Here is a 24,012-nt window from a genome sequence, read left to right as displayed (position 1 = left end):
CCCACACTGGATCTGTGGTGTTCACAAATCCCCTGTGGGAGCGAGCTTGCTCGCGATGACGCAGGTGGTAACACCACCCGACTCAAGCCGAACCAAGGGTTCTGGCCAAAAACGGTGCCGTCCGGCTCGTTTTACTCCTGGCGACTTTCTGCGGTGTACCACTGACGACAATCTTCCCGCCCTGATCCCCCGCCCCCGGGCCAATGTCGATCACCCAGTCACTCTGCGCAACCACACGCATTTCATGTTCGACGACGATCACCGTATGCCCCCCCGCGACCAGCGTATTCAACTGTTCGAGCAAGCGATCGACATCCCTCGGGTGCAATCCGGTGGTGGGCTCGTCGAGCACATACAGTGTTGCCCCACGCTGGTTGCGTTGCAGCTCGGTGGCCAGTTTGATCCGCTGGGCTTCGCCGCCCGACAGCTCGGTCGCCGGTTGGCCGAGGCGCAGGTAACCCAGGCCGATATCGCGCAGCACCTCCAGCGAGCGGCGAATACCCGGTTGTTCGGCGAATACCGTGACCGCTTCATCCACCGTCAACTGCAACACTTGGGCGATGTTCAACCCTTGCCAGATGATCGCCAGCGTCTCGGGGTTGTAGCGCGCGCCGTGGCAGGTCGAGCATGGCGCATAGACGCTGGGCATAAACAGTAACTCGACGCTGACAAAGCCCTCACCTTCGCACGTCGAGCAACGGCCCTTGGCAACGTTGAAGGAGAACTGACCGGCGTCATAACCCTCGGCCTGCGCCTCGGGAGTGGCGGCGTACAGTTTGCGCACGTTGTCGAACAGCCCGGTGTAAGTCGCCAGGTTTGAGCGCGGTGTGCGGCCGATGGGTTTCTGATCGACTTGCACCAGACGCTTGATCGATTCCAGCCCCGCCGTGACCTGACCGCCGCTGACTTGCGGTGCGTCGTCCTCAAGGCTTAACGCTTCCAGCTCACTGTCACTGGCCGCGCGCCCGAGATTCGCGCCCACCAGCTCCAGCAACGCCTGGCTGACCAGGCTCGATTTACCGGAACCCGAGACCCCCGTCACCGCGGTAAAACAGCCCAGCGGAAACTCGACGCTGAGGTTGTTCAGGTTGTTGCGGGTGATGCCTTCCAGCCGCAGCCATTCGGTCGCCTTGCGGCTGGCTCGGGGCTGAGTGACCTGCTCGGCGAACAGATAAGCACGTGTCTGCGAGTTCGTCACATCAGCCAAGCCTGGCGGCGGTCCGCTGTACAGGATCCGGCCTCCATGCTCGCCGGCCGCCGGGCCCACGTCGATCAACCAGTCGGCGCGGCGCATGGTTTCCAGGTCATGCTCGACAACGAACAAGGTGTTGCCAGCGGCTTTCAAACGTTGCAGGGCTTCGAACAGCGCTTCACCATCCGCGGGGTGCAGACCGGCCGACGGCTCATCCAACACGTAAATCACCCCAAACAACTGCGAACCCAATTGCGTCGCCAGGCGCAGACGTTGCAACTCACCGGACGACAGCGTCGGCGTGCTGCGTTCCAGCGCCAGATAACCGAGCCCCAGATCAGTCAACGTACTGACCCGCTCCAACAAGTCCTGAGCGATCCGTTGCGCGGCCAGGCGTTTCTCCACTGACAGATTCGGTGTGTGGCGCACATCCGGCGCGTTGGCGTGGCCACTGGCGCCGTGGGCGACTCGCTGCTCACGGGCCTCGCGAGTCTGACTGTGCGTCAACACCTCGCCCGCCTCGTCGGCCTGTTCGAGGTAGCTGTGAGCAGCCACCGGCTTCAGCACTTGCGCCACTTGCAGCAATGGCATCTGCGACAACTCGCCGATGTCGTAACCGGCAAAGGTCACCGACAACGCCTCGTGCTTGAGCCGTTTGCCGTCGCACAACGGGCACGGGCTGCCGAGCATGAATTGCGAGACACGCTTCTTCATCAGCGCGCTTTGGGAATGGCTGAAGGTGTGCAGGATGTAGCGCCGGGCGCCGGTAAACGTGCCCTGGTAACTCGGTTCCATTTTGCGTTTGAGCGCGACGATGGTTTCTTCGGGGGTGAGCCCGGCGTACACCGGAACCGTCGGTGTTTCTTCGGTGAAAAGAATCCAGTCGCGTTGCTTTTTCGGCAGATCGCGCCAGGGTTTGTCTACGTCGTAACCCAGGGTCACCAGGATGTCGCGCAGGTTCTGTCCCTGCCAGGCCGTGGGCCAGGAAGCGACCGCGCGCTGGCGAATGGTCAGGCTCGGGTCCGGGACCATCAAGGTTTCGGTGACTTCATACACCCGCCCCAACCCATGACATTCGGGGCACGCGCCCTGGGGCGTGTTGGGCGAAAAGTCTTCGGCATACAGCATCGGCTGCCCCGGCGGATAACTGCCGGCCCGGGAGTAAAGCATGCGGATCAGGCTCGACAACGTCGTCACGCTGCCCACCGACGACCGCGTGCTCGGCGTGCCCCGCTGTTGTTGCAAGGCCACCGCCGGCGGCAAGCCTTCGATGGAGTCGACGTCCGGCACCCCGACCTGATCGATCAGGCGCCGCGCATAAGGCGCTACGGATTCGAAATAGCGGCGTTGCGCTTCGGCGTAGAGGGTCGAGAACGCCAGCGACGATTTCCCCGAGCCGGACACGCCGGTGAACACCACCAGGGCATCCCGGGGAATGTCGACATCGACGTTTTTGAGATTGTGCTCCCGGGCGCCGCGCACCCTGACCATGCCTGAGGGAGGGTTGGAGGTGCGCTTCGACGTCATGAAGAGGCCTTGATTGGAAGGTTCAAAGAAATGCGGTTCAGGGTTGGATCTGGTCAGCCCTTGAGCACGGTGCGAACCATCTGTGTGAGCGCTTCGGGACCGTAGGGTTTGCTCAGCAGATAGGTGTCGGGGTTGAGTTGGTGATTGCGCGAAATAATGTCACGGGTGTGGCCCGAGGTGAACAGCACGGCCACCGGCGGCGTCTGCACCTTGGCCCAGGCCGCCAGGTCCGAGCTTTTGATCAGGCCGGGCATGACCACGTCGGTGAAAATCAAGTTCACTGCCGCGCCCTCCAACAACATCTGCATGGCGACGTCTCCGTTGGCAGCCGTCAGGACTTGATAACCTTCTTCGCTCAGTAATTCCACCGCGGCGCTGCGCACCGCCTCGTTGTCCTCGACCACCAGAATGGTTTCGTGTCCGCCTCGTTGTTGCGGATCGTGAAGTGCCGTTTCGCTCTGCATCGGACGCAGGCTGCGAGGGAAATACAGTTGCACTCGAGTGCCCTGCTCGACCACGCTGGAAATCTCGATATGCCCGCCACTCTGCTTGACGAAACCGAACACCATGCTCAATCCAAGCCCCGTGCCCTGGCCGTCGGCCTTGGTGGTAAAAAACGGTTCGAAAGCCTGTGCGAGTACCTGCGGCGACATGCCGACACCCGTGTCAGCCACCGCTACACAGACATAGTCACCGGCGACGATGCCCTTGCCTGCACAAAACTTGCTATCAAGGGCGATGTTCTCGGTGATCAGGTCAATGGTCCCCTCGCCTTTCATGGCGTCCCGGGCATTGATCGCCAGATTGAGGATGGCGTTTTCCAGTTGATTGCAGTCCACGTAAATGTGCCAAAGGGCTTCAGCCGCGCAGACATTGATCTGGAAGGTTTCCCCCAGCGCCCGCTGCAACAATTCACCCAGTCCCTCGAAGACCTGCCGCAGATCGCAGACCTCTGGCGACAAGGGTTGACGACGGGCGAACGCGAGCAATTGCGAAGACAGTTTGGCGCCACGTTCGACCGCGGCAATCGACGCACTGACCCGGCGCTGCACGTTGGCGTTGTCCGGTTCATGCCGCGCCAGCAAGTGAAGGTTGCCGGCGATCACTTGCAACAGGTTGTTGAAGTCATGGGCCACGCCGCCGGTGAGGCCGCCGATGGCTTCGAGTTTCTGCGATTGACGCAGTTGTTCTTCAGCGGCCAGCCGTGCTTCGACTTCATCGGCAACGCGCTGCTCCAGATTGCGGGTGAACTTGAGCAAGGATTCTTCGGCGCTCTTGCGTTCGTGGATGTCGATCAACACCCCGGGAAAACGGAACGGTTCACCTTGTTCATTGAACTCGCAGCCACCACTCGCTTGCACCCACAGATAACTGCCATCAGGGCGCTGGACCCGATATTCGGCGTTAAAGGGTTCGCCGGTTTCCACTGATTGATTGATCTGTTCCTGCACCCAGTTGCGGTCATCGGGATGGATCTGTGCTTCGGCGATGTCCGTTGGCAGGTCGGCCAGGTTTTGCTCGGATGGGTAGGAAAAGGTGCGAGCGAAACGCTCATCGCCGGAGAGCACATTACCCTTGATGTCCCAGACGAACGAGCCGAGCAAAGCCCCGGCATTGAGCGCCAGGCGCACCCGTTCGTTGTCGGCGTGATAGGCGTCCTCGGCGGCCTGACGACGGCGTTCGGAAATCACATGCTCAGTGGTCTCGACCACCATCGCCATGACCCCGGCCGGTTTCCCGTCATCATCAGCCACCGGGCTGTAATAGAGGTCCAGCCAGACGTCTTCGGGTATGCCGTCCCTCAAAAGCACAAGCTCTTTATTGCGATAGGACAACGTGCCGCCGGCCAGGCAGGTGTCGACCACATGTCGATTGAACTCGGCGACTTCCGGCCAGCCCAGTTCCACCGGGGAACCCAACAGGTAAGGATGTCGGCCACCGGCAAACGTCGAGTACGCATCGTTATAGATCATGTAACCCGCACGACCCCACAGCATCACCATCGGCAGTGGCGAAGCGAGCATCAACTGCACCTCGCTGCACAGGCTTGCGGGCCAGGTGTCCATGCTCCCCAGCTCGGTCACGCGCCAGTCGAACGCGCGGATACGCCCGGCCATTTCACCGTTCCAGCCGGCACACCCGTGGCTATCGTCTAAAAACTGCATCGACTGATTCTGTATCCCTGTAGATGAGCTGGCTTGAGGGATCGCAACGGCATGAGGACGGTGCGTGCCCGTTTGTTTCGAGCATCGCGGTCACCAATGGTTTCATAGAGGTTAGCTGATTCTTCACCTGCAGATTTTTGTGGCAATGGAGCTTGCCATGGGGACGAACCTGGCAGCTGCTACAAGATTTCAGCGTGGCTACACCTTGATCAGGTGCTTGAGCGCGTGGGAACGATCTCAGTCAGTACCGTATTTCGGCGAACGCGGCCCATACAGCAACCCCGCCGATTGCCCTGCCGACAGCAGCCGAGCGCTGGTCACACCGGCAATCGGGTGACCGGCGTCGGTGGAGCTGTTGATCACTTGCTTGACCGCAGCCGTAATCAGCATGCCAATCAAACCACCGCCACCGTTGTTACCACCCTCCTCGCTCGAAGCCCGAGCCGAGCCGGTCCACAGGGTGGTGCCGCTCTTGAGGTCCACCAGTTTCGCGGAGGCGGTCACGACGGTTTCGCTGTTGATGATCATGTAGCGAGTGCCGTAGTCCGTCACGGTGATGTACAGCGCGGCATCGGCACCGAAGATTTCGTGCAGTTTGTTGGCCGGTGCCTGATGGATATCCGCCGGCGTGGTCAGGCCATTCTGGCGGAACGTCTCATCGACCAGGGCGATCGGCAGCACGTAGTACCCGGCTTCAGCCAACGGGTACGTGACCTGCGACAACAGGCTGTAGGACGCTTTGACGTCCGGCGAGTTGTTCAGCGGCGGCAGCACCAGAATGGTTTTTGGACGACTTTGCTTATACGCCGAATAGTCCACGGTCTTGGGGCTGACACAGCCACCGAGCACGGCCAAAGCCAGCAGGCCGGCCACCAGTTTCAATGAGCGCGCGATCATTGGGTGCCTCCGGTCTTGGCGTTTTTAAGCAGAAAATCCATGTACGGCGTCGACTCGGGAAACAACGTCTTCTCGGTTCTGAATTGCTGCACCATCTGATCGTCCTTGCCCATGCTCAGGTACAACAGGCCCAAGTGAGCGTGGTAGCCAGGCGGCGGTGTCCTGCCGGTGGACCGGATCTTCTGCAGGTCACGCTCCAGGGCTTCGGCCTGAGCTTCCTTGGGCTCTTCACCCTTGAAATACTCGTAGACTTCCGGCTGGTAGCTTTCCCACTGGTACAGGGTTTTCGGGCCGGTGTTGCAGCCGGCCAACAGGCCACTGACCAGCAATGTCGACGCTATCAACGCCCACGACATAAAACGCTTGAACATGCTTGTACCGCTCCTTGTCATCAACCTTGATCAGTTGCCCGGTTTCCATGCACCGGAATTCATGCCGTCTACCAGACGATTGATCGCCTCGCGCATGGCCAGGTCGAGCACCTTACCGTTGAGGGTCGAATCGTAGGCCGCGGTGCCGCCGAAACCAATGACTTCGCGGTTCGACAGGGCGTATTCGCCCGCACCCTGAGTCGAATAAACGACTTCCGAGGTGCTGATGTTGACGATGTTCAAGTTGACCTTGGCGTAGGCCACCTGGGTCTTGCCGCGGCCGAGAATGCCGAACAACTGGTGATCGCCGGTCTCTTTGCGGCCGAACTCGGTGACATCACCGGTTACCACAAAGTCAGCACCCTTGAGGCGCTGGGACTGGCCCTTGATCACGGCTTCCTGCTGGATCTCACCCATGTTGTCGCGGTCCAGCACGCTGAAGCGATTGGTTTGCTGCAAGTGAGTGATGAGGATGGTCTTGGCCTGACCGCCGAGGCGATCCACACCGTCGGAGAAGATCCCGCGCATGTAGCTCGAACGGTTGTCGAACTTGCCGACCGCCATGGGTACGCGAACACCGGCATAAGCGAGGCTGGCGCTTTCAACCTTTTCTACCGGCAAGGCGCGCGAGCTTTCGGTCGCACACCCAGCCATCGCGCCCAAGACGGCAATCGCTGCCGCCGATACCAACATCCGAGAGATCATTCTCACTGTGCATTCCTTTTGAAAAACGGTTTATCCCGGCACGGCAATAGCCAGCCACTGAGGGTTGCAGCGGCGAAAAAGCGAGGGGAATCAAATCGACAATCGACAATCGACGTGCGGGACGTCGGCGGCCGGCATTATGCCAAAACGCCATCACTGAAGACAGTGTTTAATTTACTTTTGACGTCAACGCATTGGCTGATGCATTGATCGTTCCCACGTTCTGCGTGGGAATGCAGCCACGGACGCAGAGCGTCACGGGAGGCGTTACCACGCAGAGCGTGGGAACGATCATGTCCCGAGGTCAGCGGAAATCCCGGCTGCGCACACTGATGCCGTCGAGCAACGGGCTCAAATCGCTCAACCGTCCGGCAATCAAATGCCGCACCTCGCCTTCCTTCTCCCAGCGCCCATCAACCTTGAGCAATTGCGAGCCGACCAATACCTGGCGCTGCCGGTCGGCCAGGTCGCGCCAGACCACCACGTTGACGTTGCCGAACTCATCTTCAAGGGTGACAAAGGTCACGCCACTGGCGGTACCCGGGCGTTGCCGACCGGTCACCAGCCCGGCGACGCTGACCGGTCGTCCATGCTCGACATCCAGCAGCTCCTTCGAACTGCGGCAACGCCGGGCTTTCAATTCACCCCGCAACAACGCCAGCGGATGCGGACCGAGCGTGGTGCCGACACTGTTGTAATCGGCTAGCAGGTCCTCGCCCACGGTAGGTTTGGGTAACGACACCGCGCCCTCCTCCTGACTCGGCAGACCGGCAAACAAGCCGAGCTGTTTCTGTACACCCGCCACTTCCCAGCGCGCCCGATGACGGTCGCCGGCCAGTCCACGCAGCGCACCGGCATCGGCCAGTTGCTCCTGGGCGCGGGCATCGAGTCGCGCCCGCTCGCCGAGGTCGGCAATGTCGACAAACGCCCCCTTCGACCTCGCCGTTTCGATGCGCCGGGCATCGTCCTCGCGAAAGCCCTTGATCATCCGCAACCCCATGCGAATCGCCGGTTGGGCACCGGTGATCGGTTCGAGGCTGCAATCCCAATCGCTGGCGCGCACGTCCACCGGGCGAATCTGCAAATGATGCCGACGGGCGTCCTGCAGAATCTGGTCCGGGCTGTAGAAACCCATGGGCCAGCTGTTGATCAGCGCACAGGCGAAGGCCGCCGGTTCGTGGCACTTCAACCAGCAACTGGCGTAGGTCAGCAAGGCGAAACTGGCGGCGTGTGACTCGGGGAAACCGTAGCTGCCGAAGCCTTTGATCTGCTCGAAGATCTGCGCGGCAAACTCGGCCGTGTAGCCGTTTTTCTTCATCCCGGCGGCCAGGCGATCCTTGTGCGGTTCGAGCCCGCCGTGGCGTTTCCAGGCGGCCATGGAGCGGCGCAACTGATCGGCCTCGCCGGGGCTGTAGTCGGCGGCGACAATCGCAATCTGCATCACCTGTTCCTGAAACAGCGGCACGCCCAACGTGCGCTTGAGCACGGTTTCCAGTGCCGGGGACGGATAGATCTCGGGTTCTTCCTTGTTTCGGCGTCGCAGGTACGGATGCACCATCCCGCCCTGAATCGGCCCCGGACGGACAATCGCCACTTCGATCACCAGGTCATAGAAGGTCCGGGGTTTGAGCCTCGGCAGCATCGACATCTGCGCCCGGGACTCGATCTGGAACACGCCGATGGTGTCGGCACGACCGATCATGTCGTAGGTCTGCGAGTCTTCGGACGGGATCGTCGCCAGGCTCAGGTCCCGATGGCGATGACGGCGCAACAGATCGAAACAACGGCGGATCGCACTGAGCATGCCCAACGCCAGAATATCCACCTTGAGCAGCCCGACCGCGTCGAGGTCATCCTTGTCCCACTGAATGATCGTGCGCTCGGCCATGGCAGCGTTTTCCACCGGGACCAGGCTGTCCAGAGGCTCCTCGGAAATCACGAAACCGCCGGGGTGCTGGGACAGGTGTCGGGGGAAACCGATCAGCTGCCCCGTCAGGCTCAGCACCCGGCGCAATACCGGGCTCTCGGGATCGAACCCGCCTTCAAGCAGGCGTTCCACTGGCGGTGTTTCATCACTCCAGTGGCCACAGCAATCGGCCAGGGCGTTGATCTGATCCGGCGGCAACCCCAAGGCCTTGGCCACATCACGCACCGCGCCGGCCGCGTGATACGTGCTGACCACCGCCGTGAGCGCCGCGCGGGTCCGGCCATAACGCTGGAACACGTACTGCAAGACTTCTTCGCGACGCTCATGCTCGAAATCGACGTCGATGTCCGGCGGCTCGTTGCGTTCCCTGGAGAGAAAGCGCTCGAACAACAGCGTGGTGCGATCCGGATCGATTTCCGTGATGCCCAAGGCAAAGCACACCGCCGAGTTGGCCGCCGAACCACGGCCCTGACACAGGATTTTTTGCTCACGGGCGAAACGCACAATGTCGTGAACCGTCAGGAAATAGCTTTCGTAGCCCAGCTCGGCGATCAGCTCCAGTTCCTTGTCGATCTGCGTCAGCACCTTGGCCTGGGGGCCTTTTGACCAGCGCCACGCGATGCCCTCTTCGGTCAAATGACGCAGCCAGGACGTGGCTGTCTGGCCTTGCGGTACCAACTCCCGGGGATATTGATAACGCAACTGACCGAGGTCGAAGGTGCAGCGTCGGGCGATGTTCAGCGTTTCGTCGAGCAATGCTTGCGGATAGATCGATTGCAGCGCATCGAGACTGCGCACATGCCGCTCACCATTGGGATGAAGACGCAACCCGGCCTCCGCCACCGGCACGTGATGACGGATCGCGGTCATGGTGTCCTGCAAGGCGCGTCGCCCGCGAGCGTGCATGTGCACATCGCCGCTGGCCACTGCCGGGATTCGCAGTTCGCTTGCCAGGGTCAACAGCGCAGCCAGCCGTCGGGTATCGTCCTGGCCGCGATGTAGCTGGACGGCCAGCCACAGGCGTTTGGCGAAGGTCTGCTTCAGCCAGTGGCCCTGTTCAACGTCATCGACAGCGTCCGGCACCCACAACGCCAACAGCCCCGGCAAGGGTTCGCTGAAGTCTTCCCGCAGCACTTGATATTGGCCTTTCTGCGTTCGGCGGCGCGCTCGGGTAATCAGTCGGCACAGGGTCTGGTAACCCTCAAGGCTTTCCACCAGCAGCACCAGTTTCGGGCCGTTCTCGATCCGCACTTCGCTGCCGATGATCAGCGGCAGCGCCACGGATTTGGCCGCTTGCCAGGCGCGGACGATACCGGCCAGGGTGCATTCATCGGTGATTGCCAAGGCCTGATAGCCCTGTTTTTTCGCCCGTTGAAACAGTTCGAGGGCACTGGAAGCACCGCGCTGGAAACTGAAGTTCGACAGGCAGTGCAGTTCGGCATAGTCGATGCTCATGCGAACCACCCCTGCAGCCACAACCGGCCGTCCTCACCGACCGCACGATAGGCCCAGCCCTGCTGACCAGAACGGGTTTCGATCAGGAAGTAATCGCGGCGCACATCGTCACCGTCCCACCAACCGGACTCGATGCGTTCCGGCCCCATCAGGATGCGCGTCGAACCTTCGTGCACCGCCAGCGGTTCAGTCAGCAGCCAGCCCGGTCGTTGCACCGCAGGCAGCCCGCCACAGCGCTGACTGTCGACACTGGCCTGCCATGCGCATTCCGGCCGGTGATCGGCCTGGAACCGCAAACCCTGCACCGCGTCATCCCCCAACCGCGCCCGCAAGCGTTCGCGCAGTTGCTCCCAGGGCAAGGACTGCTGCGGGCGGTCGTCGAACAGCTCCTGATACTGGGGAACGAAGGCCGGCAAGTCTTCGGCGCGCAGACGAAAACCACGCACCGGGGCCTCGACCTGAACCTGTTCCAGCCGCCCTCGGGCCAGTTCAAAGAGCATCGCTGGATCACGTTCGGCGCTGAGCAGGCCGACCTTGATGACGGTGTCCGGCAACCCGGCATGCTCCAGGTGCAGGTCGAAACGCTGCACACCGCTGTCCCGCCCGCAAAGAAACGCTGACAGGTCACCGGTCAATCGGCGTAACGGAAACAGCAGCGCCTGATGGGACTGCACATCGAAATTGAGCTCGATGCGCACATCGAAGCGGTCCGGCGGCAGGTAGAACGTCAGCGCCAGTCGCCGTAACCCGAGCAAGGTGTCCAGATGCTTGAGCACTTGGGCCTCGAAACGCCGGGCCAGACTATGGCGAGGCAACGCCTGAACCTGACTCAAAGTGCGCAGTCCCATGCGCGACAACGCCGTGGCGACGCTGATCTCCAGCCCGATCCGGTCGATGGGCAACTGCCCAAGGTGATGGTGCAAGGCTTGATCGTCGGGCACCACCAGACCGTCATACGCGTTGGCCAGCACCCGTGCGGCCACCGGATTGGGCGCGGCAACAATCCGATGGCGAAACCCCAGTTCGCCGAGCTCGGTTCGTAACCGCGCCTCGAATTGCGGCCAGGCGCCGAACAATCCCAGGCTGGACTCGATTTCAAACACCACCGCACGCGGGTAATGCACGCTGACCTGAGCGCTGAAGCGGTAGGCCCATGCAGCCAGAAACTGCTGCCAGTGTTCGATCTCGGCGGCATCGTATTCGGCCGTGGCAAACCCTTTGCTCAGCGCCTGCGCGGCGGTCATCGACTGACCGGGACGCAAGCCCAGCGCCCGCGCCGAACCGTTGACCGCCTGCAACACCCGACGCTGGGCCGGGCCGGTCAGCAGCGCCAGCGGCGCATCGGGATCAGAGCGCTGACGCAGTACCGCGTCCAGCGCCAATTGCGGGAAAAGAATGCAGACCCAGCGCATGGCAACCTCAATGCCCCACGGTAAAGGCAATCGGCGCCGAGCGCGCCAACCCGCCCCGGCACTTGAGCACGCGCAATTGCGCAGGCCTGGCGTCGATGGCAATGCGCAAAGCGGCTGGCGAAGGGTTGACCGCTTCATTGATCGAGCGATAGGCGAACGCCAGGGTCTGGCCGGTTTCCGCGGCCACCTGCAAGCGGCGCAACGCTCGATCATCAGCCTTGTGCGGCCAGCACAGCACCGCACCGCAACTGCCCGAACGCAGGCATTGTTCGGCCGCCCACAGCGCATCGCGCTCGCTGGCCTGGATGATCGACAACTGGCGCAGATCGACCCCGGCGTTCTGCCAGGCCTGGGGGTACGGCACGTAAGGCGGCGCCACCAACACGATGCGCTCGCCAGCGGCCGACAACCGCGCCAGCGCCGGCCACACCAGTTGCAATTCACCGACGCCCTGCCCCGCCAAAAGGATTTCGGTCAGCGCCGCTTCCGGCCAACCGCCAATAGGCAACGCCGCATCCAGCGCGGCATGCCCGGTGGGTTGCGGGCTGACGGCCGGTGGCGCAGGCCGGCCCTTCCAGACCTGGCCGCCATTGAACAGCGTATCCAGCGCAACGACGGCGCCCATCACCCTTGCCTCACCAGACCGCAGAACACCCCTTCGATGGCCAGGTCCTGATCGGCGTCGACGATGATCGGCTTATAGGCCGGGTTGCGCGGCAGCAGTCGGACAACGTCGCCGACTCGCTCGAAACGTTTGATGGTGACTTCGCCGTCGAGTCGCGCGACGACGATCTGGCCGTTGACCGCCTCGGGATTGCGGTGCACGCCCACCAGATCGCCGTCGAGAATGCCGTCTTCGATCATCGAGTCGCCCTGGACCCGTAGCATGTAATCCGGCACCCGCGAGAAGATCGACGGGTCGAGCAGCAAGCGGCTGTGAACCTCGGCATCGGCACCGATCGGCGCACCCGCCGCCACCCGACCGAGTACCGGAATATCCAGCAGCTCGGGCCGCGCCGGTTGCCCGAGCAAACGAATGCCCCGGGCCTGATGCGCATTGACCTCGATGAAACCGGCTTCGGTCAGCGCCAGCACATGCTTGCGAGCCACGCTGCGGGAGGCAAAACCGAACGCCTCGCTGATTTCAGCGAGGCTCGGGGACTGACCGTGTTCAGCGATTCGATCGCGGATAAAGGTCAGGATGGCGGTACGGCGGGGAGTTAAAGTCGTCATGGAGTACATTTGTACTCTTTTACCTTTTTCCTGACAAGGACCGCCAGTCAGTTCAAGCCACGAGACGCCAGAAAACCTGCGATGTAATCGATGAAAGCCACCACTTTGGCGGTCGCCCGCCGATGGCTCGGGTACACCGCTAGAATGTGCGCGCCAAAGCTGTCCGGATCGATGTCGTAGTCGGCCATCACCCGCACCAGTCGACCCTCGGCCAGATACGGCGCGGCACTCCACAGCGGCGTGTGCAGCAACCCGCGCCCCGCCAGCGCATTAGCCAGCAGCAGGTCGTAATTGTCGCTGCGCAAACGCGGCGTCTTCGGTTGCGGCAGGCTCAAACGCTGGCCGTCGCGCTCGGCCCACCAGAATTCGCGGCTGAGCAACGGATGGCGGTACAACAGCCATTCATGGTCATCGAGGGTTTGCGCAGTGACCGGCAGCCCCTTGCGCGCCAGATAAGCCGGGCTGCCACACAGCGCCAGACGATTGCTGCCGACGATGCGGGCGATCAACCCCGGCAAGTCGTCATGACCTTCGCGCAACGCCAGGTCGTAGCCACTTTCCAGCAGATTGACGAACGCATCGCACAGGTCGACTTGCAGATTGATCTGCGGGTATTGCTCCAGAAATCCACCACACACCTGGTCAAGAAAGGCCTGCCCATAGGCCAGCGGCGCGGTGATTTTCAGACTGCCGCGCAGGCCATGCTGCATTTGCTCGATTTCCTCGCCGGCCTCCTCAAGCCGTTGCAATACCTGACGCGCGGTTTCCAGGTAGAGCCGCCCCACTTCCGTCAGCAGAATCCGTCGGGTACTGCGCTCGAACAGCCGGGCGCCGAGCTCGGCTTCCAGGTGATTGACCGCTTTGGTCAGGGCCGAAGGCGTCTTGCCCAGTTGCTCGGCGGCGCGGCTGAAACTGCCCAATTGCGCCGTGACCACGAACATTTTCAATGCACCCAACTTGTCCATTCTTTTTCCATTCAGGCAAAAACGTTTTTCGTGAGTAAGGCGTTCTGCTTGCCGTGACCAGCCACTAATCTGGCCATCAGACGCAATAACAAGGAAATATTCAATGAAAAGATTTATCCCGAATCTATTGATGGTGGCAGTGAGTTTTGCCTCGTTGGAAGCCATGGCAGCGACCGATCTGGTGTTGCTGAACGGCAAGATTTTCACCGCCGACCGCAGCCAGCCCAAGGTTCAGGCGTTGGCGGTGCAGGACGGCAAAGTGTTGCAGGTCGGCAGCGATGCGCAGATCAAGGCCTTGATCGAGTCGGGAACCAAAGTCATTGATCTGGACGGCAAGACCCTGATGCCCGGCCTGATCGACAGCCATTCCCACGCGATTTTCGGCGGTCTGGAAATGGCCTCGGCCAACATGGGAGACGAGGTGGTCGACCTCTTTGAGCTGGAAAAACGCCTGCGCGCCTGGCGTGATGACGGCAAGGCGAAACAGGGCGATGTGCTGAGCGTGGCCGGTATGAGTTCCGCTTACTGGGCTCAGTCCGAGGCCTTCGGCAAGGCATTCAACACAGGGGAATGGGCCGAAGTGCCCGTGGTGTTCACCGGCAGCGACCACCACACTGCGTGGGCCAACGACGTCATGCTCAAGCGCGCCGGCATTGATGCCACACTGCTCAAGTCATTGCCGGACGTCGAAAAAGACACCATCGGCAAGCGCGCCGACGGCAGCCCCAACGGGTTCCTGGTCGACGCCGGTTGGGATCGCGTCGCGTCAAAAATGCCGGTGCCGAGCGCCGCCGACATGCTGAAGGCCGCGCAAACCGCGGTGCGCTACAACAACAGCCAGGGCATCACCGCGTGGATGGACCCCGCCGCCAACGCCGCCCCCGGCGAGCCGGTATTCGCCCTTACACCCACGGAAAAAACCGTCGGCGTGCTGCCGGTGTACAAGGCGCTGTCCGAAACCGGTGGCATGACCGCCCACGTGGCCGCGCTGCTGGTGGCCAATCCGAAAAGCGTCCCGGCCGACCTCGACACCCTGGACAAAGTCCGCCAGCAATTTCAGGGCATCCCCAACCTGACCCTGCCCGGCATCAAGATCTTCGCCGACGGCGTGATCGAATACCCGGCGCAGAGCGCGGCGATGATCGATCCCTACACCAACTCGCACAAACAGGGCGAACTGCTGATTGATCCGAAGCATTTCGGCGAACTGGTCAGCGCCATCGATCAACGCGGCTGGCTGGTGCACATCCACGCCATCGGCGATCGCGCGGTGCGCGAATCGCTGAACGGCATCGCACAGGCGCGCAAGGATCGGCAGAGCGGCGTGACGCACTCGATCACGCACCTGCAAATGGTCAACCCGAAAGAGTTTGCGCGGTTCAAACCGCTCGACGTCATCGCCTCGATGCAACTGCTGTGGGCCACCGCCGATGACTACACGCTGGACATGATCAAGCCTTACGTCAGCGCGCTCGCCTTCCGCTATCAGTACCCAGCGCATTCGCTGCTCAAACAGGGCGCGACGATTGCGGGCGCCAGTGACTGGCCGGTGTCCTCGCCCAACCCGTGGAACGCCATGGCCCAGGCCATCACCCGCGACGGTCCGCTGGGTGTGCTGAACGCCGATGAACGCATCGACCGCGAAACGATGTTTTACGCCTACACCCTGAACGCCGCCCGCACCATCGGGTTAGAGAAGCAAATCGGTTCGTTGAGCCCCGGCAAGCAAGCCGATTTCATCGTGCTCGACCGTGACGTGTTCAGCGTCGACAACAAAGCCCTGCACGACACCCAAGTGCTGCAAACCTGGTTCGCCGGTCGCGAAGTCTACGCACCGACCCTCTAAGAAAAACCACCTGAAACCACTGCCCGCCCCGCGCTCATCGCCGGGGTTCGGCAAGCCTTGCCCAAAAAAATGCCCATAACAATCACAATAACGGGACGCACCCCATGAAAGCTTTCACCCTGTTCGCCCTCGGCTCGTTGAGTTTGCTGCCATTAAGCAGCCAGGCCCTGCCCTTGAATGACGACTTCGCCGTGCTGGTCGACCTGACCCTGGCCAGCGACTACCGCACCCGCGGCATTTCGCAAACCCAGAACGACCCTGCCGTGCAAGCCGGCGTAACCCTGGCCCACAGCACGGGCCTGTACCTGGGCGCATGGAGTTCGAACGTCGACTTCGGCGGGGGTCTGAAAACCCGGCAGGAAATCGACTACTACGCCGGTTGGCTCTGGCAAGCGACCGATGCCGTCAGCCTGGACCTCGGCTATCTCAAATACGCCTACCCAAAAGAAAGCCAGTTCAACCAAAGCGAGGTCTACGGCATTCTCAACGTCTATGGCGTGAAACTCGCCGCCTATTACTCCGCGGATGCGCCGGGTATCGACAGCAAACAGAGTTCGCTCTACAGCTACGTCGGTTACGAAACTGAATTGCCTTACGACACAGGCCTGAAACTGCGATACGGCAACATGGATTTCAAGGATCCGCACCTGTACTCGATGTCGGGCCATGCCGAAGACTCGTACCGCGAATGGGAAGCCAAACTGTCCCACGAACTGGCCGGTGTGATGCTGGGCTTGAGTTACATCGACACCGACCTGTCGAAAAGCCAGTGCGCCAGCAACTGGGGCTTCGACGACGTGTGCAGCGCCACGGTGGTGGCGAGTATCAGCAAATCCTTCTGAACGACCGTCGATAGGGTAATGGCAATCGCCGATCCGTTTTTTGTAGGAGCGAGGCTTGCCCGCGAAGGCGGCGTGTCAGGTAAGCCGCTTTCGCGGGCAAGCCTCGCTCCTACGGGTTCAGGTCAGGACGCAGAGATAGGGCCACGGGTAGATTCCGCGCTCATGGCCGTCGCTGAAGATCAGTTGCAGGCCGTAGCCTTGAGCGTTGAGTTCGAGCACACGGATACGCTCATCTACTTTCACCGTCAGCCCCTGCAGACGAAACGCCCGACATTGCGAGCACGGGCATTGGCGGCGCAACTCAGCGTGGTCCAGCAACTGCTCGCGGCCGTCCGGCCAGTTCAACCGCAGCTGTTGTTTGCTCTGGGAATTGCCAATCGTCACCGGGTTCATTGCAGCTGACTCAAGGCGATGCGCACGGCTTTGCGCACTTCCGGATCACCGTCGTCCTGCGCGGCCTGCAAGGGTGCGATGGCGCCTCGATCATTCAACTCTCCGAGCGCCAGGGCGGCTTCCTTGCGCAGGTTGCTGATACGGTGGCCGAGAGTTTCGATCAACGCATCAAGGGCCGGGACGTAACGCAAACGACCAAGGCTACGGGTGGCGCGTAAGCGCACTTGCCAGTACACGTCGTTCAAGGCTTTCACCAATGCCGGGCCGGCGTCGACGTGGCCGACTTTGCCCAGCGTGGTGGCAGCTTCTTCGCGGACTTGCCAGGCTGTGTCCTGCAAGGCTTGGCGCAGCGCCGGCAGCACTTGGGCGTCGGAGGCCAGGCCAAGGGCACCGGTGGCGGCGCGGCGGACTTCGGTGTCCGGGTCGTCACTGGCCAATCGAGCAAGCGCCGGCAAGGCATCGAGCTGCTTGAGCCAGCCGAGTACGCCGACGGCTTCACGGCGAACACTGGCGTCTTCATCGGTCAATGCCCCTGAAGCGGCAGCGGCGGCATCGGGAAAACGCAACTCGCGCAAGGCCCGGAAAGCAGCGATGCGCACGTTAATGTCGGCATGCCCGGTCCACGGCAGAATCACCCTGCCCGCCGCCTCGCTCTTGAGCAGGCTGAGGCTTTGCGCGGCGGCAGACTGCACCGCCAATGATGGATCGGTCAGCGCTTGGCACAGCGCTTCGACCACCGGTTCGTCCTCCCACGCTTCGAGCAATCGCGCGGCTTCGGCGCGGACTTCTTCGGTCGGGTCTTCAGCCAGTCGATTGGCCAGCCACAGCAAACCGTCCGGTTCTTCAAGATCAGCCAGTTCGATCAGCGCGATTCGGCGCACGCCAGGATCTTTATCCGTCAGGCGTGGTTGCAGGGCGAGAATGTCGTCGTTATCGGTTACATCGAATAGAGAGGTCATAGGGCAAATCGCGGCAGTTTGTTTTCAAGGGGAAGTCCGAGAGGGTTCAGGCGCGGTAACTGCCGACCGTCTTCGTGACGCAGCAACTCGAGGCAATGACGCTTCAAGCGGGAGAACTCGTGGCGGGTGACCAGTTCGGTGGTGCGTGGCCGTGGGAAATCGAGGCGCAGGTCTTCGATGATCCGGCCCGGGCGCGAACTCATGACCAGCAGCCGATCGGCGAGGAACAGTGCTTCATCAATGTCATGGGTGACGAACACCACGGTGGTGCGAATTCGTGTCCAGATGTCCAGCAGCAGCGCCTGCATGTTCAACCGGGTCAGCGCGTCGAGGGCGCCGAAGGGTTCGTCCATCAGCAACAGGCGCGGCCGATTAATCAGCACCCGGGCGATTTCTACTCGTTGCTGCATGCCGCCAGAGAGCTGATCAGGCCAGCGTTCGGCAAACCCTTCGAGGCCCACCAGCGCAAGGATTTCGTCGGCAGCGTTGTGGCGTTCGGCTTTGCCGATGCCGCGCATTTTCAGGCCGAAAGCAACGTTGTCGCGCACGGTGCGCCAAGGGAACAGCGTGTGGTGCTGGAACACCATGCCGCGTTGGGGCGATGGGCCCAAGACCTGCGCACCGTCGACTTTCAGGGTGCCGGTTTGCGGCTGCAGGTGGCCGGCCAGCGCGCCGAGCAGGGTCGATTTCCCGCAACCCGACGGTCCGAGAATGCACACGAATTGCCCCGGCTCGATCTGGCAATCCAGACCTTGCACGGCTTCGAAGGCTTGCGTGTCTTCGCCGAGGACGATGGACAATTGTCGGATGTCGATCCGCCCTTCAGGGGCTTGCATGATGCTCATCAGGCTTTTCCTCGTGGTCGATGCCAAGGCGTGAACAGCCCGCCCAGCCGTTTGATCAGCCAACTGCTGCCCATCCCGAGCACGCCAATCAGCAACATGCCGACCACGATGTCGGCGTAGTTCTGGAGGGTGTAGGACTCCCAGGTGTAATAGCCGATGCCGTACTGGCCGGAGATCATTTCGGCGGTCACCAGGCAGAACCACGAGGTGCCCATGCCGATGGCAAGGCCGGTGATGATGCTCGGCGCGGCGCCCGGCAGAATCACCTCCAGCAAAATTGCCCGGCGCCCTGCCCCGAGGCTTTTCGCCGAGGCGATCAGTCGTGGGTCGACGCCTTCGACGCCGTGCACGGTGTTGAGCAAAATCGGGAACAGTGCGCCGGTGAAGGTGATGAAAACCATCGACAGCTCTGACGATGGGAACATCAGGATCGCCAGTGGAATCCAGGCGACTGCGGGGATCGGGCGCAGGACTTCCAGCGGTGGTAGCAGCAGATCTTCGGCCCATTTCGAGCGACCGACGGCCAGACCCAAAGCGATGCCGATGATCAGCGCGGCGAGGAAACCGGCGAAGACCCGGCTGAGGCTGCTGCTCAGGTGTTGCGCGAGCTTGCCGGAGTCGCCGAGGCCCAGGGCTGCTTCGATGACCGCCAGCGGCGGCGGAACGTTGGCGAAGGTGACCAGGCCCAGGTTCCAGTGGTGACTGGCGGCGAGTTGCCAGAATAGGAGGCAGAGCAGCAGTGAGGCTGCTCTAGGGATCCAGCGCGAAAACATATGTCACCTCTGATCGTTCCCACGCTCTGCGTGGGAATGCATCCCGTGACGCTCTGCGTCACATTCAAGAGCGGAACGCGGAGCGTCCCTAGCGGCATTCCCACGCAGAGCGTGGGAACGATCTAACTCAGCGGACGGCGACGGCCTGGGTCGTGGCGTCGGTGAAGTCGAAGACTTTTCCGCCCTGGGCGGTGGCGAACTGTTGGGCCTGGCCTTTCAGTAAAAACGCACTCAGCCGCCCTTTCGCATCACTCGCAAACCACGCCTGATCCGCCAGCAACTTGATCCCGCTGTCACTCGCCTGGGCATACACCGCGCGGATGTTTTTGCCTTCCTGCTTCAGGCTGGCCAACGCAGTGAACGCCGACTCCGCCGAGGCGTACTGCCGAACCTTCGGCTCACCCCGCACCCAGATCTCCACCACATGACTGAAGTCGGTGATGGCTTTGCCGCTCAACGCATCCACCGTCTTAAGCGGCGTCTGCCCGTAGTTGGCCAGTTGCGCGGTGTAGTCCAGATTCGAGGCCTTGAACGCGGCGCGGATGTAGTGGTCGTCGATAAAGTTATTTAGGTCCAACCCGCGATCAGCTTTCTTCAACAGCTTGAGGGTGTCGATGGCAGTACCTACGGCCTGACGGTATTCCGGCTTCCAGCTCAGGTCGCGGGTTTGCACACCCAGCGGACCGTGGAACAGGTAATTGACCTCGGCATCGACGCCAGTGACCTTGGCGATCAATTCGCTGTATTTCTCCGGTTCTGCTGCGAGCAACTGGTTGGCTTCAATGCTCGCCCGCAGGTAAGCCACGACGATTTCCGGGTACTTCTTCGCATAGGCCTGATCCACCAGCGCACCGTGGAAGGTCGGCGCATTGGCCTGGGCGCCGTCATAGATCTTGCGAGCGAAACCACGGCTGGGGAACAGTTCGGCGAACGGCACGAAGTCGGCGTGGGCATCGATCTTCCCGGCCTGCAATGCAGAGCCGGCGACTTCCGGTGGCTGGGCGATGATGTTCACGTCTTTCAGTGGATCCCAGCCTTGGGCAGCCACGGCCCGCAACAACATGCCGTGGGCCGTCGAGGCAAACGGCACGGAAATGGTTTTGCCCTTGAGTTCCGCCAGCGATTGCACGCTCGATGCGCTCGGCACCACGATGCCGTTACCACTGCCCTTGATGCTGCCCGAGAGCACGCTGATAAACAGGCTGTGCTTGCCCGCGGTTTCGAACGCCACACCGTTGAACGAACCGGGGAAATCGGCCATGGCGCCGAAGTCGAGTTTGCCGGCGACCATCTCGTTGGTCAGGGGCGCGCCGCTGGTGAAGTTCTTCCACTCCACCTCGTACTTGGCGTCTTTGTATTGGCCGCCGTGGGGCAGGTATTTGTCCAGCAGGCCCAGCTCGCGAATCAACAGACCACCGGCGGCGCAGTTGATCGTGGTGTCCTGGGTGCCGATGGCAATGCGGATGGTCTCGGCCGATGCCGACAAGGTGAATGAAGCCAGTACCAGACCGGCAAACGCTGCACGCAGCAATATTGGCAAAGACATAGGGAGATCCCCTCGAATCATTTTTAGGATATTCGTCTCCGCCACGATCAGGGCGCGGTGGGAAACGAGGGGTGTTTGAATCAGGCGTCCGGTGTTGCCGGGTAGCTTTCAAAGCAGTGTTTCAACGCAAAAGATAGGGAATTTCCACTTTCACCGCCCCGGTCGGGCAGTCTTTTTCACACGGCATGCAGTACCAGCATTCGTCGAACGCCATGTAGGCCTTTTGCGTGGCCGGGTTGATCGCCAGCAGGTCCATCGGGCACACATCGACGCACACGGTGCAGCCTTTGTGGGCGATGCAGAGGTCCTCGTCGACCGTGACGGGGGCATTGGAACGGAAGAAGATTTCCTGGGGTTGATAGGCCATTTGCGGTCTCTCTTTTTGTGATACTCAGGCAGCAAAGGCACCGACCCGCAGCCGGTCGTAAGCCTGCATTTCATCAGCGTCGAGCGGGATGATGTAAGGCTCGACGGTTTTCTTGAAACTGGTCATCAAGCCGTTTTCACCCTTCTTCAGGTGGCAATGGCAGAACCAGTCGCTGTCGTTGCGTTGCGGGTGATCGACCCGATAGTGGTAAAGCCCCCAGCGACTTTCGGCGCGGAACAGCGAAGCGCGGGCCGCCATTTCGGCGCAGTCGCGAATCATGCTGACTTCCATCGCGCGCATCAGTTCGTGGGCGTTGTGGGCCTTGATCTGATCGAGATCGCGCTGGATATCGCTGAAGCGTTGCAGGCCGATCTGCATCTTCTTGGTCACTTTCGGCGGTTGCAGGTAGTCGTTGACGAAGCGCCGCAGCTTGTACTCGACCTGGGCTGGCGGCAGGCCGTGTTCGCGGTCCAGCGGTGCGTAGACCCGGGCTTTTTCTGTTTCGATCTGCTGGGCATCGACCGCAGAAAACTCGCGTCCGGCGACAAAGTCCGCCGCGTTGGTGCCGGCAAACCAGCCGTAGGTGAACGCGCCAAGCATGTAGTTGTGCGGCACCGCGGCCATGTCACCCGCCGAGTACAAACCTTTGACCGAGGTTTCCGCCCGCTCGTTGACCCACACCCCCGACGCCGAGTGACCGCTGCAAAAACCAATTTCCGAGATGTGCATCTCGACCATTTGCGTGCGGTAGTCGGTGCCGCGATTGGCGTGAAACTGGCCACGACTCGGGCGTTCGTTGCTGTGCAGGATCTCTTCGATGTTCTGGATGGTTTCCTCGGCCAAATGATCGAGTTTGAGGAATACCGGGCCGTTGCCGCTTTCGAGCTCCTGGTGGAACTCCCACATCATCTGGCCGCTCCAGTAATCACACTCAATGAAGCGCTCGCCCTTGTTGTTCGCGGTGTAGCCGCCCAACGGACCGGTGACGTAGGCGCAGGCCGGGCCGTTGTAATCCTTGATCAGCGGGTTGATCTGGAAGCATTCGAGGTTCGCCAGTTCTGCCCCGGCGTGATAGGCCATGGCGTAACCGTCGCCAGCATTGGTCGGGTTTTCGTAGGTGCCCATCAGGTAACCCGAGGACGGCAAACCCAGACGCCCGGCGGCGCCGCAGCAGAGGATCACGGCTTTGGCCTTGATCACGTGGAAGTCGGCGGTGCGGCAATCAAAGCCCATTACACCGTTGACCGCGCCCTCTTCATCCGTCAGCAAGCGGGTGCAAACGAGCCGGTTGGTGATGCTTACCCTCGCCCGTTTCAACTGGCGGTACAGGACTTTTTTGATGTCATGCCCTTCCGGCATCGGCAACACGTAGGCGCCCATGTGGTGGACTTTTTTCACCGCGTAGTCGCCGGTCTCGTCCTTCTCGAACTTCACGCCCCAGCGGTCCAGTTGTGAGAGGGTTTCGAAGCTGTGGGTCGCGTAGGCATACACCGCCGCCTGATTGACGATGCCGTCGTTGGCGATGGTGATTTCCTTGGTGTATTGCTCCGGCGTAGAGTGACCCGGGATGATCGCGTTGTTCAGGCCGTCCATGCCCATGCTGATCGCGCCGCTGCGCTTGACGTTGGCCTTGTCGATCAGCAGCACGCGCAGATCGCGGTTGCGTTCCTTGGCCTTGATCGCCGCCATCGGTCCTGCGGTGCCGCCGCCGATCACGACGATGTCGTATTCCTGTTCGAGCGTGTTTCTAATCATTGAGCGGCCAGTCATACCTGCGCCCCTTTTTGCCGGTCGATCCGCAGGCGGTACTGGAAGGCATCGCCGCGGTAGTAAAGGTGTTCGAAGTCCACGGGTTGGCCGCTGGCGTCGTGGGTCAGACGCTCGATGCGCATGATCGGTGAACCGGCTTCGACATTCAGTGCCTGGGTCAAGTCGCTGTCGGCCAGCACCGCGTCGATGGCCAGGTCTGCATGACCGAGGGTCAGGCCGCAGTCGTTTTCCAGGATCAGGAAAATGTCGCGAGTGACCAGGTCGGCCTTCTCCAATCGCTCGCCGATGGCCTTGGGCAGGTAGGTGATTTCCAGGGAAATCGGCTCACGGTTGATCAACCGCACCCGCTTGATCTGCGCCACGGTCTCGCCTTCGGCGACCTGCAAACGCTCGGCGACGAGCTTGTCGGCCGGTATGAATTTGAAACTGCGCAGGCGGTTGATCACCTCGTAGCCGCGGCCGGTCATGGACTCGGCCAGGCCTTGCAAGGTGCTGACGTTCTGGAAGGTTTTAGGCTTGGCGACGAAGGTGCCCTTGCCGTGGATCTTGAAGATCAGCCCTTCTTTCTGCAGATCCCCCAGGGCCTGGCGCACGGTGATGCGGCTGACTTTGAAGAGTGCGCCGAGTTCGCTTTCGGAAGGCATCTGGCTGTCTTGCGGGTATTCGCCGTCGAGGATGCGGGCACGCAGCACGTCGCGCAGTTGGGTGTGCAGAGGAACAGTGCTCAGGGATAGAACGTTATCGGTCATGGAAGATCACTTGTCATAACGAGTTATGACGTGATCTTAAAGTTCTAATGACAGGCTTGAGAAATACTGTTTG

At 61.5% G+C, this 24,012-nt stretch carries 20 protein-coding genes; 2 read left to right on the top strand and 18 right to left on the bottom strand.

Translation table 11 applies throughout. The features are described 5' to 3' along the window. Positions 1 to 82: 82 nt before the first annotated feature. The 10 genes from uvrA to ACYZT0_RS08610 all read right to left on the bottom strand — a co-directional run bounded on the left by uvrA (position 83) and on the right by ACYZT0_RS08610 (position 13,849). Positions 83 to 2,719 (bottom strand): excinuclease ABC subunit UvrA, encoded by a 2,637-nt coding sequence (gene uvrA / locus ACYZT0_RS08655; RefSeq protein ID WP_462045457.1) that lies wholly within the window; start codon positions 2,717 to 2,719, stop codon positions 83 to 85. A 53-nt stretch (positions 2,720 to 2,772) separates the two neighbouring features. After that, positions 2,773 to 4,884 carry a hybrid sensor histidine kinase/response regulator gene (locus ACYZT0_RS08650; RefSeq protein WP_462045456.1) on the bottom strand — a complete coding sequence of 704 codons (2,112 nt, stop codon included), beginning with the start codon at positions 4,882 to 4,884 and terminating at the stop codon, positions 2,773 to 2,775. Positions 4,885 to 5,121: 237 nt separating this feature from the next. Further along, complete coding sequence (locus tag ACYZT0_RS08645) at positions 5,122 to 5,781, bottom strand: DUF799 domain-containing protein (protein ID WP_462045455.1); 660 nt, start codon at positions 5,779 to 5,781, stop codon at positions 5,122 to 5,124. Then, the gene (locus ACYZT0_RS08640) at positions 5,778 to 6,152 is read right to left on the bottom strand and encodes a DUF4810 domain-containing protein (RefSeq protein ID WP_462045454.1); all 375 of its coding nucleotides are present in this window, start codon (positions 6,150 to 6,152) and stop codon (positions 5,778 to 5,780) included. The genes ACYZT0_RS08645 and ACYZT0_RS08640 overlap by 4 nt, the downstream gene beginning before the upstream one ends. A gap of 30 nt (positions 6,153 to 6,182) precedes the next feature. Beyond that, positions 6,183 to 6,857 (bottom strand): CsgG/HfaB family protein, encoded by a 675-nt coding sequence (locus ACYZT0_RS08635; protein ID WP_462046527.1) that lies wholly within the window; start codon positions 6,855 to 6,857, stop codon positions 6,183 to 6,185. A 304-nt stretch (positions 6,858 to 7,161) separates the two neighbouring features. Continuing rightward, on the bottom strand, positions 7,162 to 10,260 hold the full coding sequence (locus ACYZT0_RS08630) for an error-prone DNA polymerase (RefSeq protein ID WP_462045453.1): 3,099 nt from the start codon (positions 10,258 to 10,260) through the stop codon (positions 7,162 to 7,164). After that, on the bottom strand, positions 10,236 to 11,651 hold the full coding sequence (locus ACYZT0_RS08625) for a Y-family DNA polymerase (protein WP_462045452.1): 1,416 nt from the start codon (positions 11,649 to 11,651) through the stop codon (positions 10,236 to 10,238). Before ACYZT0_RS08625 ends, ACYZT0_RS08630 begins: the two co-directional genes overlap by 25 nt. Before the next feature lie 7 nt (positions 11,652 to 11,658). Further along, positions 11,659 to 12,276: a translesion DNA synthesis-associated protein ImuA gene (gene imuA / locus ACYZT0_RS08620; RefSeq protein WP_462045451.1), complete on the bottom strand. Its 618-nt coding sequence runs from the start codon at positions 12,274 to 12,276 to the stop codon at positions 11,659 to 11,661. Beyond that, positions 12,276 to 12,893, bottom strand: a complete 618-nt coding sequence (gene lexA, locus ACYZT0_RS08615; protein ID WP_282375996.1) for a transcriptional repressor LexA — start codon at positions 12,891 to 12,893, stop codon at positions 12,276 to 12,278. The genes imuA and lexA overlap by 1 nt, the downstream gene beginning before the upstream one ends. Positions 12,894 to 12,931: 38 nt before the next feature. Then, a complete protein-coding gene (locus tag ACYZT0_RS08610; protein WP_462045450.1) occupies positions 12,932 to 13,849 on the bottom strand; it encodes a LysR family transcriptional regulator in 918 nt (305 codons plus the stop codon). A gap of 103 nt (positions 13,850 to 13,952) precedes the next feature. On the opposite strand from ACYZT0_RS08610, the gene ACYZT0_RS08605 reads away from it, so the two are divergent. Continuing rightward, complete coding sequence (locus tag ACYZT0_RS08605; RefSeq protein ID WP_462045449.1) at positions 13,953 to 15,695, top strand: amidohydrolase; 1,743 nt, start codon at positions 13,953 to 13,955, stop codon at positions 15,693 to 15,695. Positions 15,696 to 15,799: 104 nt separating this feature from the next. Next, a complete protein-coding gene (locus ACYZT0_RS08600) occupies positions 15,800 to 16,537 on the top strand; it encodes a TorF family putative porin (RefSeq protein ID WP_462045448.1) in 738 nt (245 codons plus the stop codon). A gap of 117 nt (positions 16,538 to 16,654) precedes the next feature. Here ACYZT0_RS08600 and ACYZT0_RS08595 read toward each other — a convergent pair whose 3' ends face one another. The 8 genes from ACYZT0_RS08595 to ACYZT0_RS08560 all read right to left on the bottom strand — a co-directional run bounded on the left by ACYZT0_RS08595 (position 16,655) and on the right by ACYZT0_RS08560 (position 23,939). After that, positions 16,655 to 16,930 (bottom strand): DUF971 domain-containing protein, encoded by a 276-nt coding sequence (locus tag ACYZT0_RS08595; protein WP_462045447.1) that lies wholly within the window; start codon positions 16,928 to 16,930, stop codon positions 16,655 to 16,657. Further along, entirely contained in the window at positions 16,927 to 17,889 is a 963-nt protein-coding gene (locus ACYZT0_RS08590) for a HEAT repeat domain-containing protein (protein ID WP_462045446.1), read from the bottom strand. Before ACYZT0_RS08590 ends, ACYZT0_RS08595 begins: the two co-directional genes overlap by 4 nt. Then, positions 17,886 to 18,734 (bottom strand): ABC transporter ATP-binding protein, encoded by an 849-nt coding sequence (locus ACYZT0_RS08585; protein WP_462045445.1) that lies wholly within the window; start codon positions 18,732 to 18,734, stop codon positions 17,886 to 17,888. Before ACYZT0_RS08585 ends, ACYZT0_RS08590 begins: the two co-directional genes overlap by 4 nt. Further along, complete coding sequence (locus ACYZT0_RS08580; protein WP_462045444.1) at positions 18,734 to 19,507, bottom strand: ABC transporter permease; 774 nt, start codon at positions 19,505 to 19,507, stop codon at positions 18,734 to 18,736. The genes ACYZT0_RS08585 and ACYZT0_RS08580 overlap by 1 nt, the downstream gene beginning before the upstream one ends. Before the next feature lie 127 nt (positions 19,508 to 19,634). Beyond that, positions 19,635 to 21,041 carry an ABC transporter substrate-binding protein gene (locus ACYZT0_RS08575; RefSeq protein ID WP_462046526.1) on the bottom strand — a complete coding sequence of 469 codons (1,407 nt, stop codon included), beginning with the start codon at positions 21,039 to 21,041 and terminating at the stop codon, positions 19,635 to 19,637. A 133-nt stretch (positions 21,042 to 21,174) separates the two neighbouring features. Beyond that, positions 21,175 to 21,420: a 4Fe-4S dicluster domain-containing protein gene (locus tag ACYZT0_RS08570; RefSeq protein WP_007946457.1), complete on the bottom strand. Its 246-nt coding sequence runs from the start codon at positions 21,418 to 21,420 to the stop codon at positions 21,175 to 21,177. A 24-nt stretch (positions 21,421 to 21,444) separates the two neighbouring features. Next, positions 21,445 to 23,175: a fumarate reductase/succinate dehydrogenase flavoprotein subunit gene (locus tag ACYZT0_RS08565; RefSeq protein ID WP_462046525.1), complete on the bottom strand. Its 1,731-nt coding sequence runs from the start codon at positions 23,173 to 23,175 to the stop codon at positions 21,445 to 21,447. An 11-nt stretch (positions 23,176 to 23,186) separates the two neighbouring features. Beyond that, positions 23,187 to 23,939, bottom strand: coding sequence for a GntR family transcriptional regulator (locus tag ACYZT0_RS08560; protein WP_462045443.1), 753 nt, complete (start codon positions 23,937 to 23,939; stop codon positions 23,187 to 23,189). Between the last annotated feature and the right edge of the window lie 73 nt (positions 23,940 to 24,012).

The sequence above is a fragment of the Pseudomonas sp. ZS1P83 genome (assembly GCF_054897825.1).
Note: the sequence above shows the minus strand (reverse complement) of the source record. Positions and strands in the feature narration are given on the sequence as shown.